Here is a 24,464-nt window from a genome sequence, read left to right on the forward strand (position 1 = left end):
CCTCGACACTATACTTAAGTCGAGGCATTTTTTTTTAGTTTTTAAACGCTGAGGCAATACCTGTTGCAATATTAGCAGCACCAAAGGCAAATAAACCTGAAGCAATAGCATTTTGACCAGCAAAAAATCGGCTGTCAAGTATTGCATTATTAAATAATGTGCCGCCGGCAACTCCCGCAATTAGTCCAATACCAATTAATGCAACAGTCCACCAAGGTTCCGGATCTGGCGGTGGCGGTGGGTTTTTCCAAAAGCGTCTCCACCAGCCTGGGTATTTGGTACCACACCATCCCATTGCTAAGAAAAAAGCAGTTTCCATATTCTTTAGATTTTAAATAATGCCTACTCGTTTGCTTTTCGGCTTTCGCATTTTAATAAGATAAAATTAATAGTACTGCTTGTCAAAACGCCAATGGTTTTTCCTGTTTTTTATAGGGGAAAAAGACCTTTTTTTTATTTGATATCTTATCTGTTAATAGAAATTTAATCTTAGCTAAGGCTAACTTAATACTATCTTAAGGAAGTTTAAGAAGCTCTATTTATTCGGATAAATATCTTTGTCTTATGAAAAAACGGACGCATCAATTCTTATTTCTGATTCTCTTATTCACTATCAGCCCATTTTCTTTTGGACAAAAAACAGCTTTTATAAAAGGAAATGTTACCGACGGAAAACTAGCCGTAGAATTTGTCGATGTCCTTTTAAAAAACAGCATCGATTCGACTAGAATTGCCCAATATGCCGTAACGGATGCTTCAGGGAATTTTGTTTTAGAAAATATAGCTTCTGGTGATTATCAATTACAATTCAAATTAATCGGATTTAAAACAGTTAGAAAAAAAGTAAAAATTGAAAGCGCTCCAATTTCCATCGGAACAATTACTTTGCAAAACGATACCAATTTGTTGCATGATGTTGTAGTGCATTCTCAAAAAAAACAAATTCAGAAAACAGATGAGGGTTTTATTTTTAATGCCGTTTCAAATATCTCGCAATCAGGCGGAACGGCTACCGATATGCTAAAAAGTATTCCGACCGTTGCTGTAGATGCTGAAGGCGGTATTACAATGAGAGGAAAATCGCCTTTGATTTTGATTAACGGAAAAAATTCTGCGATTTCAAATATGGATCAGATTGCAGCAAGCAGTATCGAAAGTATTGAAATAATAAGCAATCCAACGGCAAAATATGATGCTAATGCTGAAAGTGGCGTCATTAATATAAAATTAAAGAAAAACAACCAAAATGGACTAAATGGCGCAGTGGTTTTAGGAGGCGGTTTTGGTGCCAAAGGAAGGATAAACAGTTCTGTTTTACTAAATCAAAAAACAGAAAAATGGAATTTTGGTTTAGGTTATGACAATCGTTTTGCTGGACGAACCAAAAAAATAAATTCAGACAGAACTAATTATTTTATTGATGACGAGCATTTTATTCATCAAAACAGAAACGATGAACGAAAGGAAGGACTTCAGAATTTGAAATTGAATATTGATTTTTCTCCAAACGAAAAAAACACTTTTTCATTTGAAGCTTTAGGAAATATGGAAAGTCAAGATAATGATGAAACTTTATATACGCAGGTTACTACTAGTGCAAATGATTTTTTCTCTAGTAACAAAAGACATTCATTAGAGCTGGAACGCTCAAAAGTTGGTGAACTGGCTTTTAATTATGACAAAAAATTTGATGATGATCGAAAAAATCTAAATGCGAGTATTACTTCTTCATTCAATAAAGACAGAGAAAACACCAATATTGACACTTATAATTACGACGAATATCAACAGCAGATTGACGAAGTTGTCTTTCAGCGAACACATAATTATGAACATGAAAATATTTCAAATGCTATTCTAAACTATACTTTTCCGGTTTCTGAAAAATCAATTATAGAAACAGGTTATAAAGGAACGTTCCGCTTTTTTAATTCGGATTTTGAAAGCGCTGATCTGGTTAATGGCGAATATGTTATAAATCCGTTAGCAAGCAATATTTTTAAATACAACGAGCAAATAAATGCTGCTTACGCTATGTTGAATTCATTTATAGGCGATAAAGAAAATCCGAAATGGAAATACAATTTAGGCCTGCGTGCAGAAAATGTTTCGAACAATGGAGCCACACAAAATAATAGCGATCGTTTTAACAACGATTATTTTAAACTTTTTTCATCAGCATCATTGCAATTGAATTTAAAACAAGATGAATTTGTAAAAATCGGCTACAGCAAACGCATCAATCGTCCGGATTTAGATGATCTGAATCCGTTTATGGATATTACAGATGCATTGAATCCACATAGCGGGAATCCGTATTTAAAACCAGAAATTATTCACATTGGCGAAATAAGCTATACTAAAGATTGGTCTAACTATTCGTTTTCTACAAATATTTTTTATCGAAATGCTTCAAATACCATCAAGCAATATGCGACACTTCAAGATAATGGAGTTGTTTTGCTGATGCCAAAAAACATTGGAAGCACTGTAACTTACGGATTAGAAACTATTTTCAGTCTAAAGCCAATTGGTTTTTATGATGCAAATATCAGCTTAACTGCTTTTCAGCAAAACATCGATGCCTCTAATCTTGCACAAGATGTTGTTCGCAATGCTTTTAGCTGGTACGGAAAAATCATAAACAATTTTGCTCCCTGGAAAGGCGGTAAACTCCAGCTTATCGGAAACTACAACTCGGCTTTTGCAACACCACAGGGAAAAAGAATTCCGATTTACAACGTAGATATGGGTTTTCAGCAAAAACTTGGAAGTGGAAATGCACGTTTAGGATTAGTTGTGACAGATCTGTTTAATACGCTCGAAAGCGGTTACAAAAACAATACTTTACTGTTTAGTAATAATCGAACTAATAAATCAGATACGCGTGCGCTGATGATTACGTTTGCTTATACTTTCAAGTCAGATTTTAAAGAAAAATTATTAGAAAATCAATTTTCAACAGAGTAATCTTTTAAAAAATAAAAAATTTCATTCTTGTAATTGGGATTCATTTTTCTAATGAAATTTGAACTATATTCGCAAAAAAATCTTGCCACTGTTTTTTTTTAAAACCCCAAAAACACTTAAACCTACATAGAATGAAATCAATACATTACCTATTTATTGCATTATTTTTTATTGGTGCAAAATCACATTCGCAAGTTCAGGTAGATCAAATCTCTTATAACGGACGTGATCATTATATTACTACAACCATTGGTTATCCTATTCCGGGAACTTATATCCCTGCAGGCGTAAAAGAACCTTTTACTTTATTGAATCCTGATGGAACCGGAGTTATTCAATCAGCTGATTTAAGCAAAAAGAAAATCAACTGGGGAATAGAATGTACTGATGAAGGAGTGCCAATCTTTAAAGAAGGTTTCAATAGTGCATCTTATACATTTTGGTACAGACCAAATGACAGCGATGCATGGATTTATTCTCAATTTTCTATTCACTTCACTAAGAAAAAAATGTTCTTGATGGGAGAAAGAGTAAAAGAATATGTGGATTACAACGTGCAATAGCCTATTTAAAAAATAAGAACTAATTAAATTTTTATCGGTTTTTTGGAAAATTTACTACAAAAAAGAAAACGTTTTCGTTGATTTTCAATAGTACCTATAATTTTTCCTATAAAATTCCATAAAATTAAAAATTATACCTATTTTTTATTTAATTTGCGATAAAATTCAATATATTAAACATGGTTTCAATCACACGCCTTTTTGATTTTCCCTATTATCAACAAGAAACTTATAACCTTCCGGTTGCTTTAGCGACCAAAAAAAATGGAGTCTGGGAAAAAACATCTAGCCAGGAATATATTGCAAAAGCAAATGCTGTTTCTAGAGCATTATTACGCATGGGCATTCAGAAAGATGATAAAATTGCAGTAATTACTTCAAACAATCGTACTGAATGGAACATCATGGATATTGGTATCCTGCAGACAGGTGCTCAAAACGTGCCTATTTACCCAACAATTTCTGAAGAAGATTACGAATATATATTAAATCACAGCGGCAGTATTTACTGCTTTGTGTCTGATGAAGAAGTACTTCAAAAAGTAAGACTGATTCAAGCTAACGTACCGACTTTAAAAGAAGTTTATTCTTTTAATGAAATTGCAGGCTGCAAACATTGGACAGATTTATTGACACTTGGTGAAGATGAAAGCAATCAAAACGAAGTTGAAGCTAGAAAAAACAGCATTCAGACGGATGATCTAGCAACTATTATTTATACTTCTGGAACAACAGGAAAGCCAAAAGGCGTTATGCTTTCGCACAAAAATATTGTATCGAATGTTTTAGACAGTGCACCTAGAATTCCGTTTGATGCGGGAAAAAGCACTGCTTTGAGCTTCTTGCCTATCTGCCATATTTTTGAAAGAATGATTTTGTATATCTATCAATATTATGGTGTTTCGGTTTATTTTGGAGAATCAATTGATAAAATTAGTGATAACTTAAAAGAAGTTCGACCAACTGTGATTACGGCAGTTCCGAGGCTTTTAGAGAAAGTTTACGATAAAATTTACGCAAAAGGATCTGAATTAACTGGTATCAAGAAAAAACTATTTTTCTGGGCTATTGATTTAGGTTTAAAATACGAACCGTACGGAGCCAATGGTTTCTGGTATGAATTTCAATTAAAAATCGCCCGTAAACTTATTTTCAGCAAATGGAAAGAAGGTTTGGGAGGAAATTTAGATTTAATGGTTTCTGGAAGTGCTGCTTTACAGCCACGTTTAACAAGAGTTTTTGCTGCTGCAGAAATTCCGGTTATGGAAGGTTACGGTTTGTCTGAAACTTCACCGGTAATTGCCGTAAACGATGAAAGAAACAAAGGTTTTAAAATTGGAACTGTTGGTAAAGTAATTCGCAACGTAGAAGTAAAAATTGCCCAAGACGGTGAAATTTTATGCAAAGGACCAAACGTTATGTTAGGTTACTTTAAAGATCCTGAAAAAACAGCCGAAGCTTTGCAAGACGGATATTTCCACACTGGAGATATTGGAGAAATTGACAGTGAAGGTTTCTTGAAAATTACGGACCGCAAGAAAGAAATGTTCAAGACTTCTGGAGGTAAATACATTGCACCTCAGCTAATTGAAAATGCCATGAAGCAATCTCGTTTTATCGAGCAGATTATGGTTATTGGCGAAGGCGAAAAAATGCCGGCCGCTTTTATCCAGCCCAATTTTGAATTTGTAAAAGAATGGGCAAAACTTCATAAAATTACTTTAGGAAACACTGACAAGGAAATCAGCGAAAATCCAGATGTAATTAAGCGCATCGATGAAGAAGTTGAAAGCATTAATGAGAAATTTGGTCACTGGGAAAAAATCAAACGTTTTGAGCTGACTCCAGATGTTTGGTCTATCGACGGCGGACAGCTTACTCCTACGCTAAAATTAAAACGTAAGATCATCAAAGAAATTTACAAAGATCTTTACGCTAAAATCTATAATCAGAATTAAGAATCAAAATAATTTAACCAAGAAAAGGCTGTCTTTATGAGACAGCCTTTTTATTTTATGAAGATTTCCTTCAATTAGACAACGCCCTCGCTGTCTTACATCGTAATGTATTCTGATCTATTTTTAGAAAAAATAGCTGTAAAATTTAGATAGGTATTTTCTCCGCTTAGAATGATGCGTGATCGCGTTCTTTTTTCCAGTACTTTCAATCTCTTTTGTACCTTCTATCTTATAGGTATCATAAAACTTTTTAAAAGGACGCGGCTCAAAATCTACCATAATTGCTGCCATATTTATTGCATCAATATTTGTTGGATCTGTTTCGCCTTTAAAGAACGTTTCAATAGGTCTGAACTTATCTTTTTGTTCCTTAAACTTATTCTTTTTGCTATGATCAAAATCCAAAGAAAATAAATTTCTAAAAACATTTAAGTCATCCTGAGCTGGATTATTCTCGAAAATAAGCCAGCACAAATCACGCAGTTTTGCACGAGAAGGACTGTACAAATAATCGAAGTATTTGCCTTGTTTTTCTATTTCATATTTAATTTTAATCGCTTTTTTGTATTCTTTTAATATATTGCTCATGGTAGTATATTTTTTTAAGAATTCTTGGAAATTTCAGCAAAACGCCATAATTCTGATAATTAGGTATTCGCTGTTTGGTTCCGTGTAATTCGTATGTTTTATTAATTTTATTTTTTAAAGCTGCTTCCTGACACGAACGCTCATTCGCCGGAATTGTATCTTCGTTTTTGGCGCAAAATCTTTTGTATAATTCTCCATCGCTAATGGCTGAAGATTGAACATCAAATTTTCTGCTGGCTATTATTTCTCCGCTTATTAGCGATACGTTTTCTGCATTTAGTTTATTTATGGCTCTAGCTAAAATAGTTGCTGCTTTAGCAAACAATGTGCTTATCTTTTTCATCTGTAATTCTTTAATTATTCAAACCTTATCTCTGAGGCTTTGCACCTAAACAAAAAAAGCACCCGATTAAAGGTGCTTCATAACAAATACGATATCATTATCCTATTGCTTATATTGATGCACCGACATAGTAATCCATCCACGGTCCGAAGTCGCGGCTGCTAATCCTAAGTTGTTTATGTATGATTTAAAACTCATTTTATTTTTATTTCTTTAATTGTTGTTGTTGTTGTTTTCTGAAACTCATTGTTTCGATTTTGTTTGGCAAAGATAGGATAGAAAAAATCACATTTCCAAATCATTTTTAAGATTATTTTTCTGATTATCAAATAGTTACATTTAAAATTAAGGCAAAGAAATGCCTGTCCGCATACTAGTGCAGATCTGTGTTTTGTACCAAAAGACTGGCTTTCATCGAATTACTTTCCAAGACTATATTTTCCTATTTTGATTAATCATTAAACATTTGGTCAAATTATTTTTTAATTATTTTTAGTTATGGTTTGTTTTTCTATCATTTTGTTGCCCTTTTTCTTGTCACACTGAGCGTCCCGAGACTTCGAGAGAAGTGCTTTAAACAAAAAAAGCGTCCCAAATAAGGACGCTTTATATATTTTATGTTGAGTTTAAACTCTAAAATTTACATTTCATTTTCATAAAAATACATATAACGTCCTGCCATTTCAGCTGAAATATCTCCGGCTAAATGTTCAAAACTTTGTTTTACTGAAAGTATCATATGTATATTTCTGTTTTTTAATTACAGATACAAATGTAGTATATTTTGTTATAATTTAACAAATTATACTGAAAAGTATAATTTGTTAAATTATAACAAATCAAGGTATGTAAAATTGCTCTGTCAGATAGAAAACCGTATCAATGAAAAATAAATTATTCTCAAAAGTCAGAACATTTTCATCATGTAGATCTTCAAGAATAATACCTAATTCAGCATTAAAATAATCATTATTTCTAGTATTAACAAAACCGTTTGAGTTTAAAAAATATTTCACATTCTCTAATTCTGTTGCAATATCAGATTGAACAAATTTTTGTTCCACTACAGCGTAAAGTACTTCTGTTTGTTCATAAAATCCAATTAATTGATATGCAGTATCTGGAAAGAAATAATTATTCAGCAACAAATTGTTGAAATAATCTTCCCAAGATTCATAATATATACTATCATTAAGCTTAATTACTTTATGCTTGTTCTGAAGATAGACTTTTTGCTCTGCACCTGAAGATATAAAAGCATGAATGTTTATGTATGTAATCCAAAAACTATTTCGATCACAGAATTGTTTTATTAACGCTGTTTCTTCACTTTTGATTTGCTTGCTTGACTTAAGCGCTCTGCCTGCGCTCTCGCTTTTTCTAAGGTAACGGGAGATTGTTTGGATAGAATTTCCATGCCTAACTTGGCTCTTTCCTGAAATGATATTTTGTAATTCATTTTTCATGAAGTTTATAGTGCAAATATAAAAATTTAAAGTTACTATTTATTGACTATTGAACTAAAGTAAGAAAAAGAGTATATTAAAAAACATTTATATTTTTTATTTCATTCAATCCTCTTGATAAAGTTGTGGAACTTTACGAACGTTTGGTTCAGTCTGAAAAAGAAAAGGTTGGGTATTTAGAGAAATTGATGAAATTGAAATAATATTTTTTTTATTATATATAAAATGCGCAATGGGAATTGCGCATTTTATTTTTGTTGGCTTTAAATTACTGATGTGAGGTTGGGAAACTTCACAGGGTTAGTTCTAATAAAAATATGTTATTATATAAAAAATTTAGAATCAAGAACTTCTATTTTCAAAATACCTCCATCTAACCTAAAATGTCTTTCTTCACCATCTCTGAGTAAACAATCGGCTATTATTACTTTATCTTTGATAAACTCTTTAACTAATATTATCCTTCTAGTAATTTTCTCTTGTAAATCTTTGTAAGTTATTCGATAATAGTTACCAACAATAAAATCAAACTCTTTGACACTACTAAATTCCTCCAATTGTTTTTTATACTCAGGAATTTTTTCAGTTATAAAATCACTTAACTCGACAGTTTCTTCATCTAAATCTATTTTTGATAAATCAATTTCGTTGAATCTATTTTTGAAGAAATCATAGTACTTAAGTTTATAATAATAATGATTAAAGATTATTTCAATTGGCTGGAAATAACTATGATCAATCACTACACCAGATTCCAAAACTATTTGATTTTCGAGATTTTGCCTTAAAAATAATTTATCTAATATGAATTGTGATATTAATTCTAAAGATTTTACTTCTTGCACAAGTAAAACTGTTTCAATGGGAATAAAATCTTCTGAAAAACCTCCTGATGATGGATTATACCATTTACATTTAAGCAAAAAATAAGAGATTATCTTTTTTTGATTTCCTGATTTAGTATTAAAGGAAATTTTTTCATCATTTAGCTTGACATCTATAACTGTTAAAACTGGAGGCAAAAAATCTAGATGTGAATTAAGTTTTTGTGATGATTTATTATCAACTTTAGAAAATGTACTTTTAATTTTTCCTAATTCATGATCACATGATTTTAGAATAACTTGTCTATTTAAAAAATCCTTTTTTAATTCACTTAATATATTGGATTTTGGATATTCAATTCCAACATCAGATAAACTAGAATCTAAAGCTGTATTAAATTCACCTTTTTTACTAACAACGACGTTTTTTTCTTCGTCTTCATCATCATCTTCAAATTTCGAAATAATTTTAAGCTGTTTAACATTAAACCAATAATTTTCAAATTTATGGGACTTGTGGGAATAAAAGATACATTTTACTTGCTTAGGTTTTTCCTCCCCTGTATCTCCATCAAATTCTGTTATTGAATTCATTATTTCAGAAACTACCAGAATTGGGGGCGTCATGCCAGCAAATGCAGAAATTTTAACATTATCGGCATCTATACCAAATGGATGATTTTTAAGTGAAACTAAATCTCCTATCCTAATTTTTGTCATAAAATTTTTATTTTCTGTTCAGTGTAAACATAAACATTTAAGTCTTACATTTGTATACCTTGTGCAGAAAAGTTGATTTTTTACATCTAGCGAGGACTATAGGGCTTTTTGCTTTACTGAATATTTGAGATATTCAGGTTTAGAATTTATCAAGAACAGTTCACCCGCAAGGGATAACGCTGTTGCAAAGATAGTCATTAATTTGATATAAGTCAAGGTCATAGTCATTGATGTTGCATTTAAGTTATAATTTACGAAATAAACGATGACTCAGTAATTGGGTGCTAGTCCGCCCCTTTTGGGTGTATGTAAAATGAATATTATTATTGCTAGAACTTAATGCACAAGGTTATTTATGAGTAAATTACAGAATATCCCGGATTGGATGAAAACAAAGGGTTACTTACACCTTTCTCCTAGCCTACAAATTGATGTAAATTGGCGTAAATATAAACTTCAAATTGAAAACAAAGAATTTATTTCGAAATATGCTTTTTATCCTTTAATACATGCGTTTATTAAAGAAAGAAAGTATAAAAAATCAGACCCTAATAAACATACAATACATAGACGCTCTCATAAGCATGTAAATTCTAAAACAAATATCACAGAAAAATCTTCAAAATTAAGACCTCTTCATTATGCAAGCCATTATGATGCTTTAATTTATGGATATTATGCTTATTTATTAAATAAAAAATATGAAGAAAAGTTAATACTATCACCTAAATTATTTGATAGTGTAACGGCTTATCGTAAATTAAAAATTGACAAATTATGTGACAAGGGAAAAAGTACAATTCATTTTGCAAAAGAAGTCTTCGACGAAGTAAAGCAACGTGCGTCTATTAATAAAAAAACTGCTGTACTAACTTTCGATATTAAAGGTTTTTTTTCTTCATTAGATCATGACATTTTGAAGCAAAAATGGTCTTTTATGATAAACGAAACAAAACTTCCAAATGATCACTATAATGTTTTTAAATCTTGTACAAATTTTAGTTATGTACTGAAAGATGATTTAAGAAAAAGAAAAAACAAATCAGGCAAAAAAAGTGGTTTCGAAGAAGATAAACTTGCCCGAATTAGAAGAGAAAAAGGATTCAAATGTTTTTTTGAATCGAATGAAGATTTCAGAAATCATATAAAAAATGGTAAATTAAGAATATATAAAAACCCATTTAGGAAAGAAGATTCTAAAGAAAAAAAACAAATAATTGGCATTCCTCAAGGATTGCCGATTAGCGCAGTTTTAGCAAATATATATTTATACGATTTCGATAAAGCAATAATTCAAAATCTTGTAGAAGAAAAAAATGGTTACTACAGAAGATATTCAGATGATATCGTAATAATTTGTAATATTGATGACATCCAAACTACTAAAACTTACATTGAAGATTTAATTAAAGAGAGTAATTTAGAAATTAGTTCTGCTAAAACTGAAGTTTTTATTTTTGAAAATCGAATATTTAACAAATTAAACCAAGAACGTTTAACATCAATTAAAATAAATAGTGACGGAACTCAATCCATTAATTCTCCCTTAATTTATCTTGGTTTTGAATTCAGAGGTTACAATGTGGTAATAAAATCTACTAATCTAGCAAAATTTTATAGAAGATTAATTAGTATTATAAAACGTAGAGCAAAACGAGCAATAAAAGGTATAGATAAAAATCCTTATCAAAAGAAAGCTATTTATCTAAATCAGATAAAAAAATTGTATAACAGACCACTACGCGAACTTGATGCAGAAAATAGTGATCTAAAGCAAAAAGAACGAAATAAAACATCTTTAGTTTTAAATGAAAGAAGTGAGTATTCTATAATTTCTAAAAAAGTAACTTCTAAAAAAAAGAACTCTAATTACATGGGATATATTAAAAGATGTTCAGAAATTTTTAAAGAAAAGCATTTTATAAATCAAGTCAGAAAGCGTAAACATATAGTTTATTGTGCAATTAAAAAACACCTAGAATAATCTTTTAATTATACCTAACAGATTTTAAAAACCTGTTAAGAAACCTTAAATCCCAAAAAACTCTTTAGCATTCTTCGTAGTTTCTTGCGCAACAACAATCCCCGAAACTCCTTTAAACTGTGCAATTGTTCCGGCAACAAAAGCAGAAAAGCAGGTTCGCATCGGCGTACATGGTATTTCTTCAAAAGAGTGTTCGGGACATTTTTAGGAAGCATAAACGGCGCATCGGTTTCAATCATCATTCGTTCGAACAATACGTACTGAATGATTTCTTTTAAATGATGAAACGTTTGGTATCAGAAATCGCTCCCGTAAAACAAAGATAAAACCCATTATCAAAATAGATTTAGAGATTGTATAGAAATACTATAACCGAAAACTTTCATAACTAAATAAAAAATATTCTACAAAAACTCCTTTTCAAAACATCAAACCAAAAAATAATCCTCCATTAAATCAATGGTTTTTTGAATTATACAGAATTAAATCTCCTTTTAAATCCATAAAAGAATTTTTACCACATTAATTTTGTTAAAATCTCAAAAAAGAATAGTATATTTCAATTCAAATTTAAACCTAAACCGCTCTAAATCAGAGATATTTTTTTACTAACCAAAAATTTATTAAAAAATTATATGCACGCATAGTATTTTTTGATTATATTTGAAATCGATATAGTTACCTATGAAAGACAAAACAATAGATTATATTTTGAGAGCTACATGGCAGGCTGTTTCAAGAATGTATAACGAAGAAGCTGCTAAATACGATGCCACAATGGCAACCGGATTTGCTCTTTTAAGTATAGATAAAGAAGAAGGAACTCCATCGACAGCTTTAGGGCCAAGAATGGGAATGGAAGCTACAAGCCTGACAAGAACATTAAAATCGATGGAAGACAAAGGTTTGATTGTTCGCAAAAAAAACCCAACTGACGGACGAGGTGTTTTGATTTACCTGACCGAATTTGGAAAAGAAAAAAGAGATTTATCTAAAAATACTGTTTTGAAATTTAATGAAACCGTTAGAAAACATGTTTCAGACGAAAAACTAAAACATTTTATTGAGGTTTCTGAAATCATAAACGAATTAATTCAAGACAAAAATATATTTACCCAAACAGAAAATACGGAAAATGAATAGTCTTTAAAAAACAATTCAAATTCTCATACAAAAAAACAAATAGTAACAAATTATGAAATCGTCCACAGTAAATTTTTTACCAAATAATAAAAAGGCGATAACATATTTGACCAATAGAAAATAAAATTAACAAATATGAAACGCACAATTAAAAAAGTTGCTGTAATTGGATCCGGAATTATGGGTTCAGGAATAGCTTGTCATTTTGCCAACATTGGTGTTGAAGTTTTATTACTTGACATCGTGCCACGCGAGTTGACAGAAGCTGAAACTAAAAAAGGATTAACGCTTGAAAGTAAAGTTGTTCGCAACCGTGTGGTAAACGAGCACTTGGCGAATTCATTAAAATCAAAACCCTCTCCTATTTACAGTCAAAAATTCGCTAGCCGAATCACAACTGGAAATACGACTGATGATATGGCAAAAATTGCCAATGTAGACTGGATTATTGAGGTTGTAGTAGAACGTTTGGACATTAAGAAATTAGTTTTTGAACAAATCGAGAAATTCCGTAAACCGGGAACTTTGGTTACTTCTAACACTTCTGGTATTCCAATTCACTTTATGAGCGAAGGAAGAAGCGAAGATTTTCAACAACACTTCTGCGGAACCCACTTTTTTAACCCTGCGCGTTACTTAAAATTATTTGAAATTATTCCTGGTCCAAAAACTTCTACAGAAGTATTGGATTTCTTAAACGAATACGGATCTAAATTCTTAGGAAAAACTTCGGTTGTTGCTAAAGATACTCCGGCGTTTATTGGAAACAGAATTGGTATTTACGGAATCCAGAGTTTATTCCATTTAGTAAAAGAAATGGGATTAACGATTGAAGAAGTTGATAAATTGACTGGTCCGGTAATTGGTCGTCCAAAATCAGCTACTTTCCGTACTGTTGACGTTGTTGGATTGGATACTTTGGTACACGTTGCCAACGGTATTTACGAAAATTGCCCGACAGACGAACAGCACGAATTGTTCAAACTTCCAGAATTTGTTACCAAAATGATGGAAAACAATTGGTTAGGAAGCAAAACGGGTCAAGGTTTTTATAAAAAAGTAGATAAAGACATTCTTTCTTTAGACTTAGATACATTAGAATACCGTGCTGCTAAAAAAGCAAATTTTGCTACACTTGAACTTACAAAAACTATTGATAAACCAATCAATCGTTTTAAAGTTTTAGTAAAAGGAAAAGACAAGGCGGGAGAATTCTACCGTAAGAGTTTCGCCGGAATGTTTGCTTATGTGTCAAACAGAATTCCTGAAATCTCAGACGAATTATACAAAATTGATGATGCCATGAAAGCTGGTTTTGGATGGGAAAATGGTCCATTCGAAATTTGGGATGCAATTGGTGTTGCAAACGGAATCGAAATCATGAAAGCAGAAGGTTTAGCCCCTGCTGCATGGGTTACTGAAATGCTGGCTTCTGGAAGCGAAAGTTTTTACTCTGTAAAAGAAGGAGCAACTTATTTCTATAATATTCCAACAAAATTACAAACTAAGGTTCCTGGGCAAGATTCATTTATTATCTTGAACAACATCCGCGAAAGCAAAAAAGTTTGGAGCAACAGCGGTGCAATCATTCAGGATTTAGGAGATGGAATTTTGAACTTAGAATTCCAGTCTAAAATGAATACAATTGGCGGTGATGTACTTCAAGCTATCAATAAAGCAATCGACTTATCTGAAAAAGAATATCAAGGTTTAGTTATTGGAAACCAGGCAGCGAATTTCTCTGTAGGTGCTAACATCGGAATGATTTTCATGATGGCAGTTGAACAGGAATACGATGAATTGAATATGGCAATCAAAATGTTCCAAGATACTATGATGCGTGTTCGCTACTCTGGAATTCCAGTTGTAGTAGCACCTCACGGAATGACTTTTGGCGGTGGATGCGAAATGAGCTTACACGCTGATAAAGTTGTGGCTGCTGCTGAAACTTATATGGGATTGGTTGAATTTGGTGTTGGTGTACTTCCTGGCGGAGGTGGATCTAAAGAAATGGCTTTGAGAGCTTCAGATTTATTCCGCAAAAACGATGTGGAATTGAATGTTCTTCAAGAGTATTTCTTAACAATCGCTATGGCAAAAGTATCTACTTCTGGTTACGAAGCTTTTGACACAGGACTTTTACAGCACGGAAAAGACGTTATTGTAGTAAACAAAGATCGTCAGATTGCTGAAGCTAAAAAACATGCATTGTTATTAGCAGAAGCAGGTTATACGCAGCCAATCAGAAGAACTGATGTTAAGGTTTTAGGAAAACAAGCACTTGGAATGTTCTTAGTTGGAACGGATCAAATGGAAGCTGGAAAATACATTTCTGAGCACGACAAAAAAATCGCTAACAAACTGGCTTATGTAATGGCCGGAGGTGATTTATCTGAAGCAACTTTAGTTTCTGAACAATATTTATTAGATATCGAACGTGAAGCTTTCTTATCTCTTTGTACTGAGCGTAAGACTTTAGAGAGAATTCAATATATGTTAACTAAAGGAAAACCGCTTCGTAATTAGATAATAAGATGCAAGAAACAAGAAGCAAGACTTTAGAGAATCTTGCCTCTTGCTTGCCTCTTTCTTCTAATAAATCTTTAAAAAAACAAAACAAATGAAAACAGCATATATAGTAAAAGCATATAGAACAGCAGTTGGAAAAGCTCCAAAAGGTGTTTTTAGATTTAAAAGACCTGATGAATTAGCAGCAGAAACCATTCAGTTTATGATGGATGAACTGCCTGATTTTGACAAAAAACGTATTGATGACGTTATGGTAGGAAATGCCATGCCGGAAGCAGAACAAGGTTTGAACGTTGGACGTTTGATCTCTTTAATGGGATTAAAAGTTGAAGACGTTCCCGGAGTTACTGTAAACCGTTATTGCGCATCTGGACTAGAAACTATCGGAATGGCGACTGCTAAAATCCAGTCAGGAATGGCAGATTGTATCATTGCTGGTGGTGCAGAAAGTATGAGTTTTATTCCGATGGGAGGTTACAAGCCAACTCCGGATTATAAAGTTGCTGCTGCAGGTCACGAAGATTACTATTGGGGAATGGGTTTAACGGCTGAAGCGGTTGCCAACCAATATAAAATTTCAAGAGAAGATCAAGATGAGTTTGCGTACAACTCTCACATGAAAGCTTTGAAAGCGCAAGCAGAAGGAAAATTCGACAAACAAATCGTTCCAATTACGGTTGATCAGACTTTCATCAATGAAAATGGAAAAAAAGAAACTAAATCATACGTTGTAAAACAAGACGAAGGACCAAGAGCCGGAACATCTGTTGCTGCATTGGCGGGTTTAAAACCAGTTTTTGCTGCTGACGGAAGTGTAACTGCAGGTAACTCTTCTCAAATGAGCGACGGTGCTGCTTTTGTTTTAATCATGAGCGAAGAAATGGTAAAAGAATTAAACCTTGAGCCAATTGCACGACTTGTAAACTTTGCTTCTTCTGGTGTCGAACCAAGAATTATGGGTATTGGTCCAGTAAAAGCAATTCCGAAAGCATTGAAACAAGCTGGTTTAGAATTGAAAAACATTGACTTAGTTGAATTAAACGAGGCTTTTGCTTCTCAGTCTTTGGCTGTAATTCGCGAGCTAGGTTTAAATCCGGATATCGTAAACGTAAACGGTGGAGCTATAGCATTAGGTCATCCTCTAGGCTGTACTGGAGCTAAACTTTCTGTTCAGTTATTTGACGAGATGAAACGCAGAGGAAATAAATACGGAATTGTTTCTATGTGTGTGGGGACTGGACAAGGTTCTGCAGGGATTTACGAAGTATTGTAGTTTTTAAGAGGAAAGAAGCAAGATGCAAGACTTGATTTTTGGAATGAAAATATTCTGAAGATAAAGGCTTATAAAAGTAGTAAAAAACTTACTTTAATTATTCTTTCTTATCTTGCCTCAAAAAAAACATGAGACACAATTTTAAGAATTTGAAAATTTGGATTTTAGCTATGGAAATTACTAATGACATCTATAGATTAACGGCCACTTTTCCAAAATCAGAAATTTATAGTTTAGTCAATCAAATGAATCGATGTTCTGTTTCAATGCCTTCAAATATTGCTGAGGGATCAAACAGAGGAAATAAACATTTTCAACATTATTTGAATATCAGTTTAGGTTCGTCATTTGAATTGCAGACACAATTGTTAATAGCTTGTCAAAATGACTATGTAACAAAAGAAAAAACAGAAAAATTAGAAAACAAAATAATTGAATTTCAAAAGATGACCACGGGGTTCATAAGCAAGTTAAATTAAAATCTTGCTTCTTGCTTCTTTCATCTTTTACCTAAAAACATAAGCAATGGCAGATACAATCGAAAAAAACGTGACTCGTGGTGGTCAGTTTTTAGTTAAAGAAACAAAATGCGAGGACATCTTCACACCAGAAGATTTCTCTGAAGAACAGTTAATGATGCGTGACTCTGTAAAAGAGTTCGTAGACAAAGAATTATGGGCGCATAAAGATCGTTTTGAGAAAAAAGATTATGCATATACAGAAGCTTCTATGCGTAAAGCTGGTGAACTTGGACTTCTTGGAGTCGCAGTTCCTGAAGAGTACGGCGGATTAGGAATGGGATTTGTATCTACGATGTTAGTTTGCGATTACATTTCTGGTGCTACAGGTTCGTTCTCAACTGCTTTTGGTGCTCATACAGGAATTGGTACAATGCCAATTACACTTTATGGATCAGAAGAGCAAAAGAAAAAATATGTTCCTAAATTGGCTTCTGGAGAATGGTTTGGAGCTTATTGCTTAACAGAACCAGGCGCAGGATCTGATGCAAACTCAGGAAAAACAAAAGCTGTTTTATCTGAAGACGGAACGCATTATAAAATTACAGGACAAAAAATGTGGATTTCGAATGCAGGTTTCTGCAGCGTTTTCATCGTTTTTGCCCGTATTGGAGATGATAAAAACATTACAGGTTTCATCGTAGAAAATGATCCGTCAAACGGAATTTCTATGAATGAAGAAGAACATAAATTAGGAATTCGTGCTTCTTCTACTCGTCAGGTTTTCTTCAACGATACAAAAGTTCCTGTCGAAAACATGTTATCTGAAAGAGGAAACGGTTTCAAAATTGCAATGAATGCCTTGAACGTAGGTCGTATTAAATTGGCTGCTGCTTGTTTAGATGCACAACGTAGAGTTACTTCAAATGCAGTAAAATATGCTAATGAAAGAATTCAGTTTAACACTGCAATTTCATCTTTTGGAGCTATACGTTCTAAATTAGCTGAAATGGCAACGAATGCTTACGCTGGAGAAAGCGCTTCTTACAGAGCTGCAAAAGATATCGAGGACAGAATTGCTGCTCGTGAAGCTGAAGGAACTTCTCACCAAGAAGCTGAATTAAAAGGTGTTGAAGAATACGCTATCGAATGTTCTATCTTGAAAGTAGCTGTCTCTGAAGACGTTCAATCTTGTGCTGACGAAGGAATTCAGATTTTTGGTGGAATGGGATTCTCTGAAGATACTCCAATGGAAAGTGCTTGGAGAGATGCCCGTATCGCTCGTATTTACGAAGGAACAAACGAAATCAACAGAATGCTTTCTGTAGGTATGCTGATTAAAAAAGCAATGAAAGGTCACGTTGATTTACTTGGACCAGCTATGAAAGTTCAAGAAGAATTAATGGGAATTCCATCTTTTGATACTCCAGATTTTTCTGAATTATTTGCTGAAGAAAAAGGAATCATCGCAAACTTGAAAAAAGTTTTCTTAATGGTTGCTGGAAGTGCTGTTCAAAAATACGGTGCAGATTTAGATGCTCACCAACAATTGTTAATGGCGGCTTCTGATATCTTAATCGAAATCTACATGGCTGAAAGTACTATTTTAAGAACTGAAAAATTAGCGAAAAATCAAGGAGAAGCTAAAGTACAAGAGCAAATTGCTATGGCAAAATTATACTTATACAAAGCTGTAGATATCGTGAACCAAAAAGGAAAAGAAGGAATTGTTTCTTTTGCTGAAGGTGACGAACAACGTATGATGTTAATGGGATTAAAACGTTTTACAAAATACACAAACATGCCAAATGTAGTGGCATTAAGAGAAACGATTACTTCTAAATTAGTTGCAGAAAACGAATACTGCTACTAATACAAAAATAGTTTTTAGCTTTTAATTTGTTTAAACCCGCACATGTCCGAAACTGTGCGGGTTTATTTTTTGCTTTTTTTTGAACCATATAAGTTCATTTAAATAAAGGCATTAGATATAAATTACTTTTATGATCTTATATAACTTATATGGTTTAAAAAAACATTTCACAAATCTTTATTAAAATTGCGTTTTTGATACAAGATTGATAGCAAAATTTAAATTCTAATGTTTTATATTTAGCGTTCTAAAACTTCAAAAAACATATAATGAAACAGATTACCGTAATTACCCTTTTATTCTGCTGCATATTTTCTACAGCTACATTTGCGCAGAAAAACAAAAAAATGGACATTATCGCTTATTATACAGGTGATTCGAAACTAATTGACGAATACGAAATCAATAAATTAGATCAAATTATTTTTAGTTTCTGCCACTTAAAAGACGGAAAACTAAGTGTTGATTCTCCAAAAGATTCTATTACAATTAAGCATTTAGTTTCTTTGAAAGCTAAAAATCCACAATTAAAAATCGTATTATCACTTGGTGGCTGGGGAGGCTGTGAACCTTGTTCTGCTGCATTTTCAACTGCAGAAGGAAGATTAAAGTTTGCAAAATCAGTAAAAGAAGTAAGCGATTATTTTAAAGTTGACGGTCTAGATTTAGACTGGGAATATCCGGCAATTGAGGGACTGCCTGGACATCTATTTCAACCAGCTGACAAACCTAACTTTACTGAATTAATTAAAATATTACGTTCTACTTTAGGCAAAAAATACGAATTGAGTTTCGCTGCAGGTGGTTTTCAAAAATATTTAGATGAATCTATTGATTGGAAAACTGTTTCACCGTTAGTTAATCGCATTAATATTATGAGCTATGATTTAGTAAATGGATATTCTAAAGTTACAGGTCATCATACGCCTTTATATAGTACAAATCCAAAAGAAGAATCTACAGACAGAGCTGTTACTTATTTGATAAAACACGGAGTACCTGCTGAAAAATTGATTATTGGCGGTGCTTTTTATTCTAGAACATGGAAAAATGTGGAAAACACAAACAACGGTCTTTATCAGCCTGGAGAACATATTCAAGGTGCTGATTTTAAAAACTTTGCTTCAACTTATACAGAAGCTAATGGCTGGAAATATTTTTATGACGAAAAGGCACAAGCGCCATACTGGTATAATGCCGGGACAAAAACATTTGCAACATCTGACGACCTGAAATCTATAAAAGCAAAAACAGAATATGTGAAGTCTAAAAAATTAGGTGGTATCATGTTTTGGGAACTTACACTAGACAGTCCGAAAAACGGAATGGTTAATGCTATTTACGAAGTAAAAACAGGAAAATAAATTACTTGAAGATCAATAATAAAAACGGCTGTCATTGTAAAATGACAGCCGTTTCTATTAAAGCTGAAACTAAATTTTTACTTTTGATTTGTCTAATTCTCCAATAAATGGAATTGAATTTTGAATTTCATTACGAATTGTAGTCTGTAGATACACTTCTAATTGAATAAATTTTGCTGCATTTATTGCTCCCACAGCTTTTTTTGCCTTGCCATACGTTTTGGTATATAACTTTTCATAAGCCATATTGTTTTTTAAAGTTGCTTTTGCAAGTTCATCGGCTTTAGCATCAGTAAGCGTATTATAATTGGCTGCATAATCATTGATCAATTGAAACTTTTTCTGTCCCAGCGCTTTACGTTCGGCTTCGTAATTTTCGTAGACTTTTGTAAAAGCCGTTGCCTGCGCATCAGACAGATTCATGTATTCTTTTACCAGATCACTTTTAGATTTTCCATAAACACTTTGCACAATTTCTACATCTTCTTTAAACGTAGATTGAGCATATGATGAAAACGAGGCTACAGCCAGAACTAGAACAACAATTACTTTTTTCATAGTTTTAATTTTAAATTAGTTAATCTTCTAAAAAACAAATTGATTCTTTATTGCTTTTTAACTTCTTCTGCTTTTGGTGCTTCAATTTCACCGTCATACGAAATCGCAGCTCTGTTGTTGCTATTTACGGAAAGCGTGGCATTACCATTAAAAAATATTGAAAATAAAAGATTATATACATCATTTTTTCCTTTAACAGTAGCTCGAACAATGTAGTTTTTCTTATTTTTTTCAATTTTGATATTTTCCGGCACGCCTTCAAACTTAATACCGCCGTCTCCGCCATAAGCAACATTATATGCCCTGCCAAAAAAAGGAAGATCGCAGGTTGTTTTTACTTCATTAAATTTTAGAAAATAAGTATTGTAATCTAAATTAAGAAATCTTCCTCCCTGTGGTGTGGCTTTCTGGGCTTCAAAAACAAAATTTTTCGAATCAATTAATGCTTCTATTTCTTTTTGTTTCTGCAGTTCTCTTTCGGTTTTAAGTTCTTTTTTTGTTTTTTCCTGTGCCAAAACTGGAAAACTTAAAAGCAATACTAACACTAATAAAATGGATATTTTAGTTTTCATAAATTATAATTTAATAGAGTTAAAATAATTTCTATTTTTTGGTAAATCGCATCATTGCAATATCTCCAGAAATAAGATTTAATGTTTTTCCGTCATCTGTAATATTATACGATGTTATTTTTTGAAGTGCAGCCATAAAAACCTGTTCTCCCTGTCCGTCCATACACATCATTTTTGTTACGGCCATGGGTTGCTTAAAATCTATTTTATTTTGAGTTACACTCAATTTTCCGGTAAACGAATTACAGCTGTTGTTTCCTGAAACTTGATTTTCCTTGATATTGAAATTAATGGCAGGCTTTTTATTTGGATATAAACCATCAAAAGCAATTCTTGGACCTGTAATATAATTAAGTTCCCAGCTTCCTTCAAGCTTAGAAACTGAATCGCTTTTTTTGCATTTAAAAATAGCACAAGATAACAGCATCGTACTTAGAAAAACAAGGATAAAAAACTTCTTCATCATAACTTTAAGTATTAAAATATTAATGAATTAGAAAAATGTATTCGGAAATTTTTCGTTAAAAACGTATACGAATTTAAGCAATATTTTCGTCTTTACATGGCAAGCAGCTATTAAATTATGGGTAATAGTTTTAGATTTTTTTAACTTTTAGCTTCCAGTATATCGGTTTTTTTATGTTAAATTTACTTAATCTTTAATTTAAAAGCCATACATATGAAAAAAGCAATTATTTCTTTCGCTATAATTACAGCCTTAATTATTGGCTGTAAGACTAATACAAAATCAAATGACGCCAAAACTTTAACCGTTAATTTAGAACCAAAAAGCAACAGTACCGTTAGTGGTACTGCAACTTTTACTGAGAAAAATGGAAAAGTAACTTTTGTAGCAAAAGTGGCAGGTTTACAGCCTGGAGTTCATGCAATTCACATTCATGAGAAATCAGATTGTACAGCTGCCGATGGAAGTTCAGCCGGCGGACACTGGAATCCTACTTTTAAAAAACACGGAAAATGGGGTTCAGCTGAATATCACAAAGGTGATATAGGAAACTTTACTGCTGATGCAAAAGGAAACGGAACCATCACATTAACGACTGACGAATGGTGTGTTGGCTGTGGAGACGAAACCAAAGATGTTCTAGGAAAAGGTTTAATCGTGCATCAAGGAACAGATGACTTTACGACACAGCCTACTGGAAATGCAGGAGGTCGAGTTGCCTGTGCGGGAATCATCAAATAAAAAAAAGCAATAACCACTATTTTTATAAAATCTAGTGGTTATTTCATTTAAAATGAATACTAAAACAATAAAAAAAATTAGCTTTGTATCCTCAAATAAAAGTTAATGATTAACCCATCGGCATCAGGCTGGATAGATAAGTTTTTTAGTGAACAAAAGTTTTCAGAAGCGATTCCTTTTGAGACTACAGATTCTTTTTACTATAAAGTAAGAGAAACTGGTTTTATTTACGGTCATATTATCTCTATTGATTCTCAAGTTCCAATTCCGATAAAAGGATGGTTTAAAACAGAAATCTCTAAAGTTGCTTTACTAAATACATTATATCATGTTTTTTGTTTAGAAAAAAGAAGTTCTGAACCTAATAACTTTATTTCAGAAGTTTTAAAATTCTACAACCAAATGAATCCTGAAGGATTTAATTTGTTCAAAATCTTACTTCCAAAAGACAGTCCGTCATTTTCTTTAGAAAATATAATCGATCAGCGAGTACAGACGAATGACAGTATTATCAGTAAAAACTTTTCGCATTTAGTAACTAATGCCTTGTTGTTTATTGATGTTTTAGCTTTTAGACAATATTTAGAACACGGTGCAATTCCGGATAAATATTTGAAAAGAATTGAAGAAACTGTTTTGGGTATTGTAGGTTTAGCACTAAAAACTAAAACTGTAAAATCGCAGCATGACGATTTACTAATCAAACTTTTTGAAGCTTCAATAAGATATTCAAAATTCTCTAAAGTTACGGTTGAAACTTTAGAAACCTTGCAATTAGACTATTTCAAAAATACGCTCGAACATTATTATTTGATCGATATGGCCGGAATGGCTTTATGGAGTGATGGTGTTGTAGAAAATGAAGAAGCTTATTTTCTATATTCATTAGGATCTTCTATGAATGTTTCTGATGCTTTTGTAGCTAAAAGCATTGCAACAACAAATACTTTTATTACAACTCATAAAAAGAAAATTCCATACTTTAATTATTCTAATCCTGTAAAACACTTTTACGATCAGATGACGCATACGGTCGTAAAACTAATTGTAAGAAATAAAAACAGACTGGTTAAGGAAATAGTTCAAAGTAAAGAATTAATGATTCTTTTGGCTTATTCTACAACCAGAGATCTGGACGCCAAAGAAAAAAAGAAAGTTAAAAAACAGCTCTTAGATATTTGTAAAACGATTCCGTCCCTGACAATATTTTTGCTTCCCGGCGGAAGTTTACTGTTGCCGATTTTAATAAAGTTTATTCCAACCTTATTGCCATCTGCTTTTAATGAAAATTTAGACGAAAACGAATAAAAAAAATCGCCCTTTTGAGGCGATTTTTTTTTATTATAGATTACTCAGCTGGTAAACATCATCAAGTTCATCATTCGAAGCAATTGTTACATTTAAATCGGTTACAAAACCAGAATTTAAACCGTAAACCCATCCGTGAAGCATTAAATCCTGACCATTTTTCCAAGCACTTTGTACAATAGAAGTTTTAGCTAAATTGTAAACTTGCTCTTTAGCATTGATTTCAACGAAAGCATTAAAACGCTCTGTTTCATCTTCAATTGAATTTAGATATTTATCATGCAAGCGGTATTCATCTTTAATGTGACGAATCCAGTTGTCGATAATTCCAACAGATAAATTCCCCATTGCCGCTTTTACACCACCACAACCATAGTGTCCGCAAACAATAACGTGTTTTACTTTCAAAACATTAACAGCATAATCAAGAACACTCAACATATTCATATCAGAGTGAACCACCATGTTGGCAATATTTCTGTGAACAAAAACTTCTCCTGGCTTAGCTCCAATAATTTCGTTTGCCGGAACACGGCTGTCAGAACATCCAATCCATAATAATGGCGGTGTTTGTCCTTTAGCTAAATCTGCAAAATAATTAGGGTCTTTTGCTAATGACTGTTCAACCCACTGTTTATTGTTTTCTAATATTTGCTTATAAAACTCTTTCATTATTTTTTATTTTTTTTGATTGATATTACTAGGTGATTAAAGATATCAAAAAGAAACTCATGTAAAGTTACCTAAATTTTGATATTTCATC

Annotated in this window: 21 protein-coding genes and 2 pseudogenes; 13 read left to right on the forward strand and 10 right to left on the reverse strand. The window is 32.4% G+C overall.

Translation table 11 applies throughout. The features are described from left to right. Positions 1–34: 34 nt before the first annotated feature. A complete protein-coding gene (locus tag IRZ83_RS12840; protein WP_194569287.1) occupies positions 35–319 on the reverse strand; it encodes a hypothetical protein in 285 nt (94 codons plus the stop codon). Positions 320–564: 245 nt separating this feature from the next. Here IRZ83_RS12840 and IRZ83_RS12845 point away from each other — a divergent pair, with 245 nt between their 5' ends. The 3 genes from IRZ83_RS12845 to IRZ83_RS12855 all read left to right on the forward strand — a co-directional run bounded on the left by IRZ83_RS12845 (position 565) and on the right by IRZ83_RS12855 (position 5,491). Further along, complete coding sequence (locus IRZ83_RS12845) at positions 565–2,970, forward strand: TonB-dependent receptor domain-containing protein (RefSeq protein WP_194569289.1); 2,406 nt, start codon at positions 565–567, stop codon at positions 2,968–2,970. A gap of 131 nt (positions 2,971–3,101) precedes the next feature. After that, positions 3,102–3,533, forward strand: coding sequence for a hypothetical protein (locus tag IRZ83_RS12850; protein WP_029272948.1), 432 nt, complete (start codon positions 3,102–3,104; stop codon positions 3,531–3,533). Positions 3,534–3,712: 179 nt separating this feature from the next. Continuing rightward, a complete protein-coding gene (locus tag IRZ83_RS12855) occupies positions 3,713–5,491 on the forward strand; it encodes an AMP-dependent synthetase/ligase (RefSeq protein ID WP_194569291.1) in 1,779 nt (592 codons plus the stop codon). A gap of 123 nt (positions 5,492–5,614) precedes the next feature. Here IRZ83_RS12855 and IRZ83_RS12860 read toward each other — a convergent pair whose 3' ends face one another. From IRZ83_RS12860 to IRZ83_RS12870, 3 genes are all read right to left on the reverse strand, one after another. Beyond that, a complete protein-coding gene (locus IRZ83_RS12860) occupies positions 5,615–6,079 on the reverse strand; it encodes a hypothetical protein (protein ID WP_228520693.1) in 465 nt (154 codons plus the stop codon). Next, positions 6,042–6,422, reverse strand: a complete 381-nt coding sequence (locus IRZ83_RS12865; RefSeq protein ID WP_194569293.1) for a hypothetical protein — start codon at positions 6,420–6,422, stop codon at positions 6,042–6,044. The genes IRZ83_RS12860 and IRZ83_RS12865 overlap by 38 nt, the downstream gene beginning before the upstream one ends. Before the next feature lie 839 nt (positions 6,423–7,261). Next, positions 7,262–7,888 (reverse strand): hypothetical protein, encoded by a 627-nt coding sequence (locus IRZ83_RS12870; RefSeq protein WP_194569295.1) that lies wholly within the window; start codon positions 7,886–7,888, stop codon positions 7,262–7,264. Positions 7,889–7,989: 101 nt separating this feature from the next. On the opposite strand from IRZ83_RS12870, the pseudogene IRZ83_RS19510 reads away from it, so the two are divergent. Beyond that, positions 7,990–8,091, forward strand: a pseudogene (locus IRZ83_RS19510) (transcriptional regulator); the annotation flags it as partial. 120 nt (positions 8,092–8,211) lie between these two features. Here the strand turns inward: IRZ83_RS19510 and IRZ83_RS12875 are convergent. Further along, entirely contained in the window at positions 8,212–9,432 is a 1,221-nt protein-coding gene (locus IRZ83_RS12875; protein WP_194569297.1) for a hypothetical protein, read from the reverse strand. Between the two features lie 355 nt (positions 9,433–9,787). On the opposite strand from IRZ83_RS12875, the gene IRZ83_RS12880 reads away from it, so the two are divergent. Then, positions 9,788–11,416: a reverse transcriptase/maturase family protein gene (locus IRZ83_RS12880; RefSeq protein WP_194569299.1), complete on the forward strand. Its 1,629-nt coding sequence runs from the start codon at positions 9,788–9,790 to the stop codon at positions 11,414–11,416. Between the two features lie 164 nt (positions 11,417–11,580). On the opposite strand, the pseudogene IRZ83_RS19640 reads toward IRZ83_RS12880, so the two are convergent. Then, positions 11,581–11,658: pseudogene (locus IRZ83_RS19640) on the reverse strand (hypothetical protein); the annotation flags it as partial. 442 nt (positions 11,659–12,100) lie between these two features. Between IRZ83_RS19640 and IRZ83_RS12890 the strand changes: the two are divergent. From IRZ83_RS12890 to IRZ83_RS12915, 6 genes are all read left to right on the forward strand, one after another. Next, the gene (locus tag IRZ83_RS12890; protein ID WP_029272942.1) at positions 12,101–12,559 is read left to right on the forward strand and encodes a MarR family winged helix-turn-helix transcriptional regulator; all 459 of its coding nucleotides are present in this window, start codon (positions 12,101–12,103) and stop codon (positions 12,557–12,559) included. A 135-nt stretch (positions 12,560–12,694) separates the two neighbouring features. Next, the gene (locus IRZ83_RS12895; RefSeq protein WP_194569302.1) at positions 12,695–15,085 is read left to right on the forward strand and encodes a 3-hydroxyacyl-CoA dehydrogenase/enoyl-CoA hydratase family protein; all 2,391 of its coding nucleotides are present in this window, start codon (positions 12,695–12,697) and stop codon (positions 15,083–15,085) included. 94 nt (positions 15,086–15,179) lie between these two features. Continuing rightward, entirely contained in the window at positions 15,180–16,361 is a 1,182-nt protein-coding gene (locus IRZ83_RS12900; RefSeq protein WP_194569304.1) for an acetyl-CoA C-acyltransferase, read from the forward strand. Between the two features lie 128 nt (positions 16,362–16,489). Then, positions 16,490–16,840, forward strand: a complete 351-nt coding sequence (locus IRZ83_RS12905) for a four helix bundle protein (protein WP_134139938.1) — start codon at positions 16,490–16,492, stop codon at positions 16,838–16,840. Between the two features lie 46 nt (positions 16,841–16,886). Continuing rightward, positions 16,887–18,692: an acyl-CoA dehydrogenase family protein gene (locus IRZ83_RS12910; RefSeq protein WP_194569306.1), complete on the forward strand. Its 1,806-nt coding sequence runs from the start codon at positions 16,887–16,889 to the stop codon at positions 18,690–18,692. A gap of 269 nt (positions 18,693–18,961) precedes the next feature. Continuing rightward, positions 18,962–20,056: a glycoside hydrolase family 18 protein gene (locus IRZ83_RS12915; protein ID WP_194569308.1), complete on the forward strand. Its 1,095-nt coding sequence runs from the start codon at positions 18,962–18,964 to the stop codon at positions 20,054–20,056. A gap of 69 nt (positions 20,057–20,125) precedes the next feature. Here the strand turns inward: IRZ83_RS12915 and IRZ83_RS12920 are convergent, their stop codons facing one another. The 3 genes from IRZ83_RS12920 to IRZ83_RS12930 are packed head-to-tail and all read right to left on the reverse strand — an operon-like array spanning position 20,126 to position 21,652. Then, a complete protein-coding gene (locus tag IRZ83_RS12920) occupies positions 20,126–20,614 on the reverse strand; it encodes a hypothetical protein (RefSeq protein ID WP_194569310.1) in 489 nt (162 codons plus the stop codon). Positions 20,615–20,661: 47 nt separating this feature from the next. After that, positions 20,662–21,186: a DUF4251 domain-containing protein gene (locus IRZ83_RS12925; protein WP_194569311.1), complete on the reverse strand. Its 525-nt coding sequence runs from the start codon at positions 21,184–21,186 to the stop codon at positions 20,662–20,664. Between the two features lie 31 nt (positions 21,187–21,217). Beyond that, entirely contained in the window at positions 21,218–21,652 is a 435-nt protein-coding gene (locus IRZ83_RS12930; protein ID WP_317174458.1) for an META domain-containing protein, read from the reverse strand. 213 nt (positions 21,653–21,865) lie between these two features. Here IRZ83_RS12930 and IRZ83_RS12935 point away from each other — a divergent pair, with 213 nt between their 5' ends. After that, entirely contained in the window at positions 21,866–22,393 is a 528-nt protein-coding gene (locus IRZ83_RS12935) for a superoxide dismutase family protein (protein ID WP_029272933.1), read from the forward strand. Between the two features lie 105 nt (positions 22,394–22,498). Further along, positions 22,499–23,701 (forward strand): LETM1-related biofilm-associated protein, encoded by a 1,203-nt coding sequence (locus IRZ83_RS12940; protein WP_029272932.1) that lies wholly within the window; start codon positions 22,499–22,501, stop codon positions 23,699–23,701. Positions 23,702–23,734: 33 nt separating this feature from the next. Here the strand turns inward: IRZ83_RS12940 and can are convergent, their stop codons facing one another. Beyond that, on the reverse strand, positions 23,735–24,373 hold the full coding sequence (gene can / locus IRZ83_RS12945; RefSeq protein WP_029272931.1) for a carbonate dehydratase: 639 nt from the start codon (positions 24,371–24,373) through the stop codon (positions 23,735–23,737). Between the last annotated feature and the right edge of the window lie 91 nt (positions 24,374–24,464).

Source organism: Flavobacterium sp. JLP, from assembly GCF_015350755.1.
Classification (GTDB): domain Bacteria; phylum Bacteroidota; class Bacteroidia; order Flavobacteriales; family Flavobacteriaceae; genus Flavobacterium.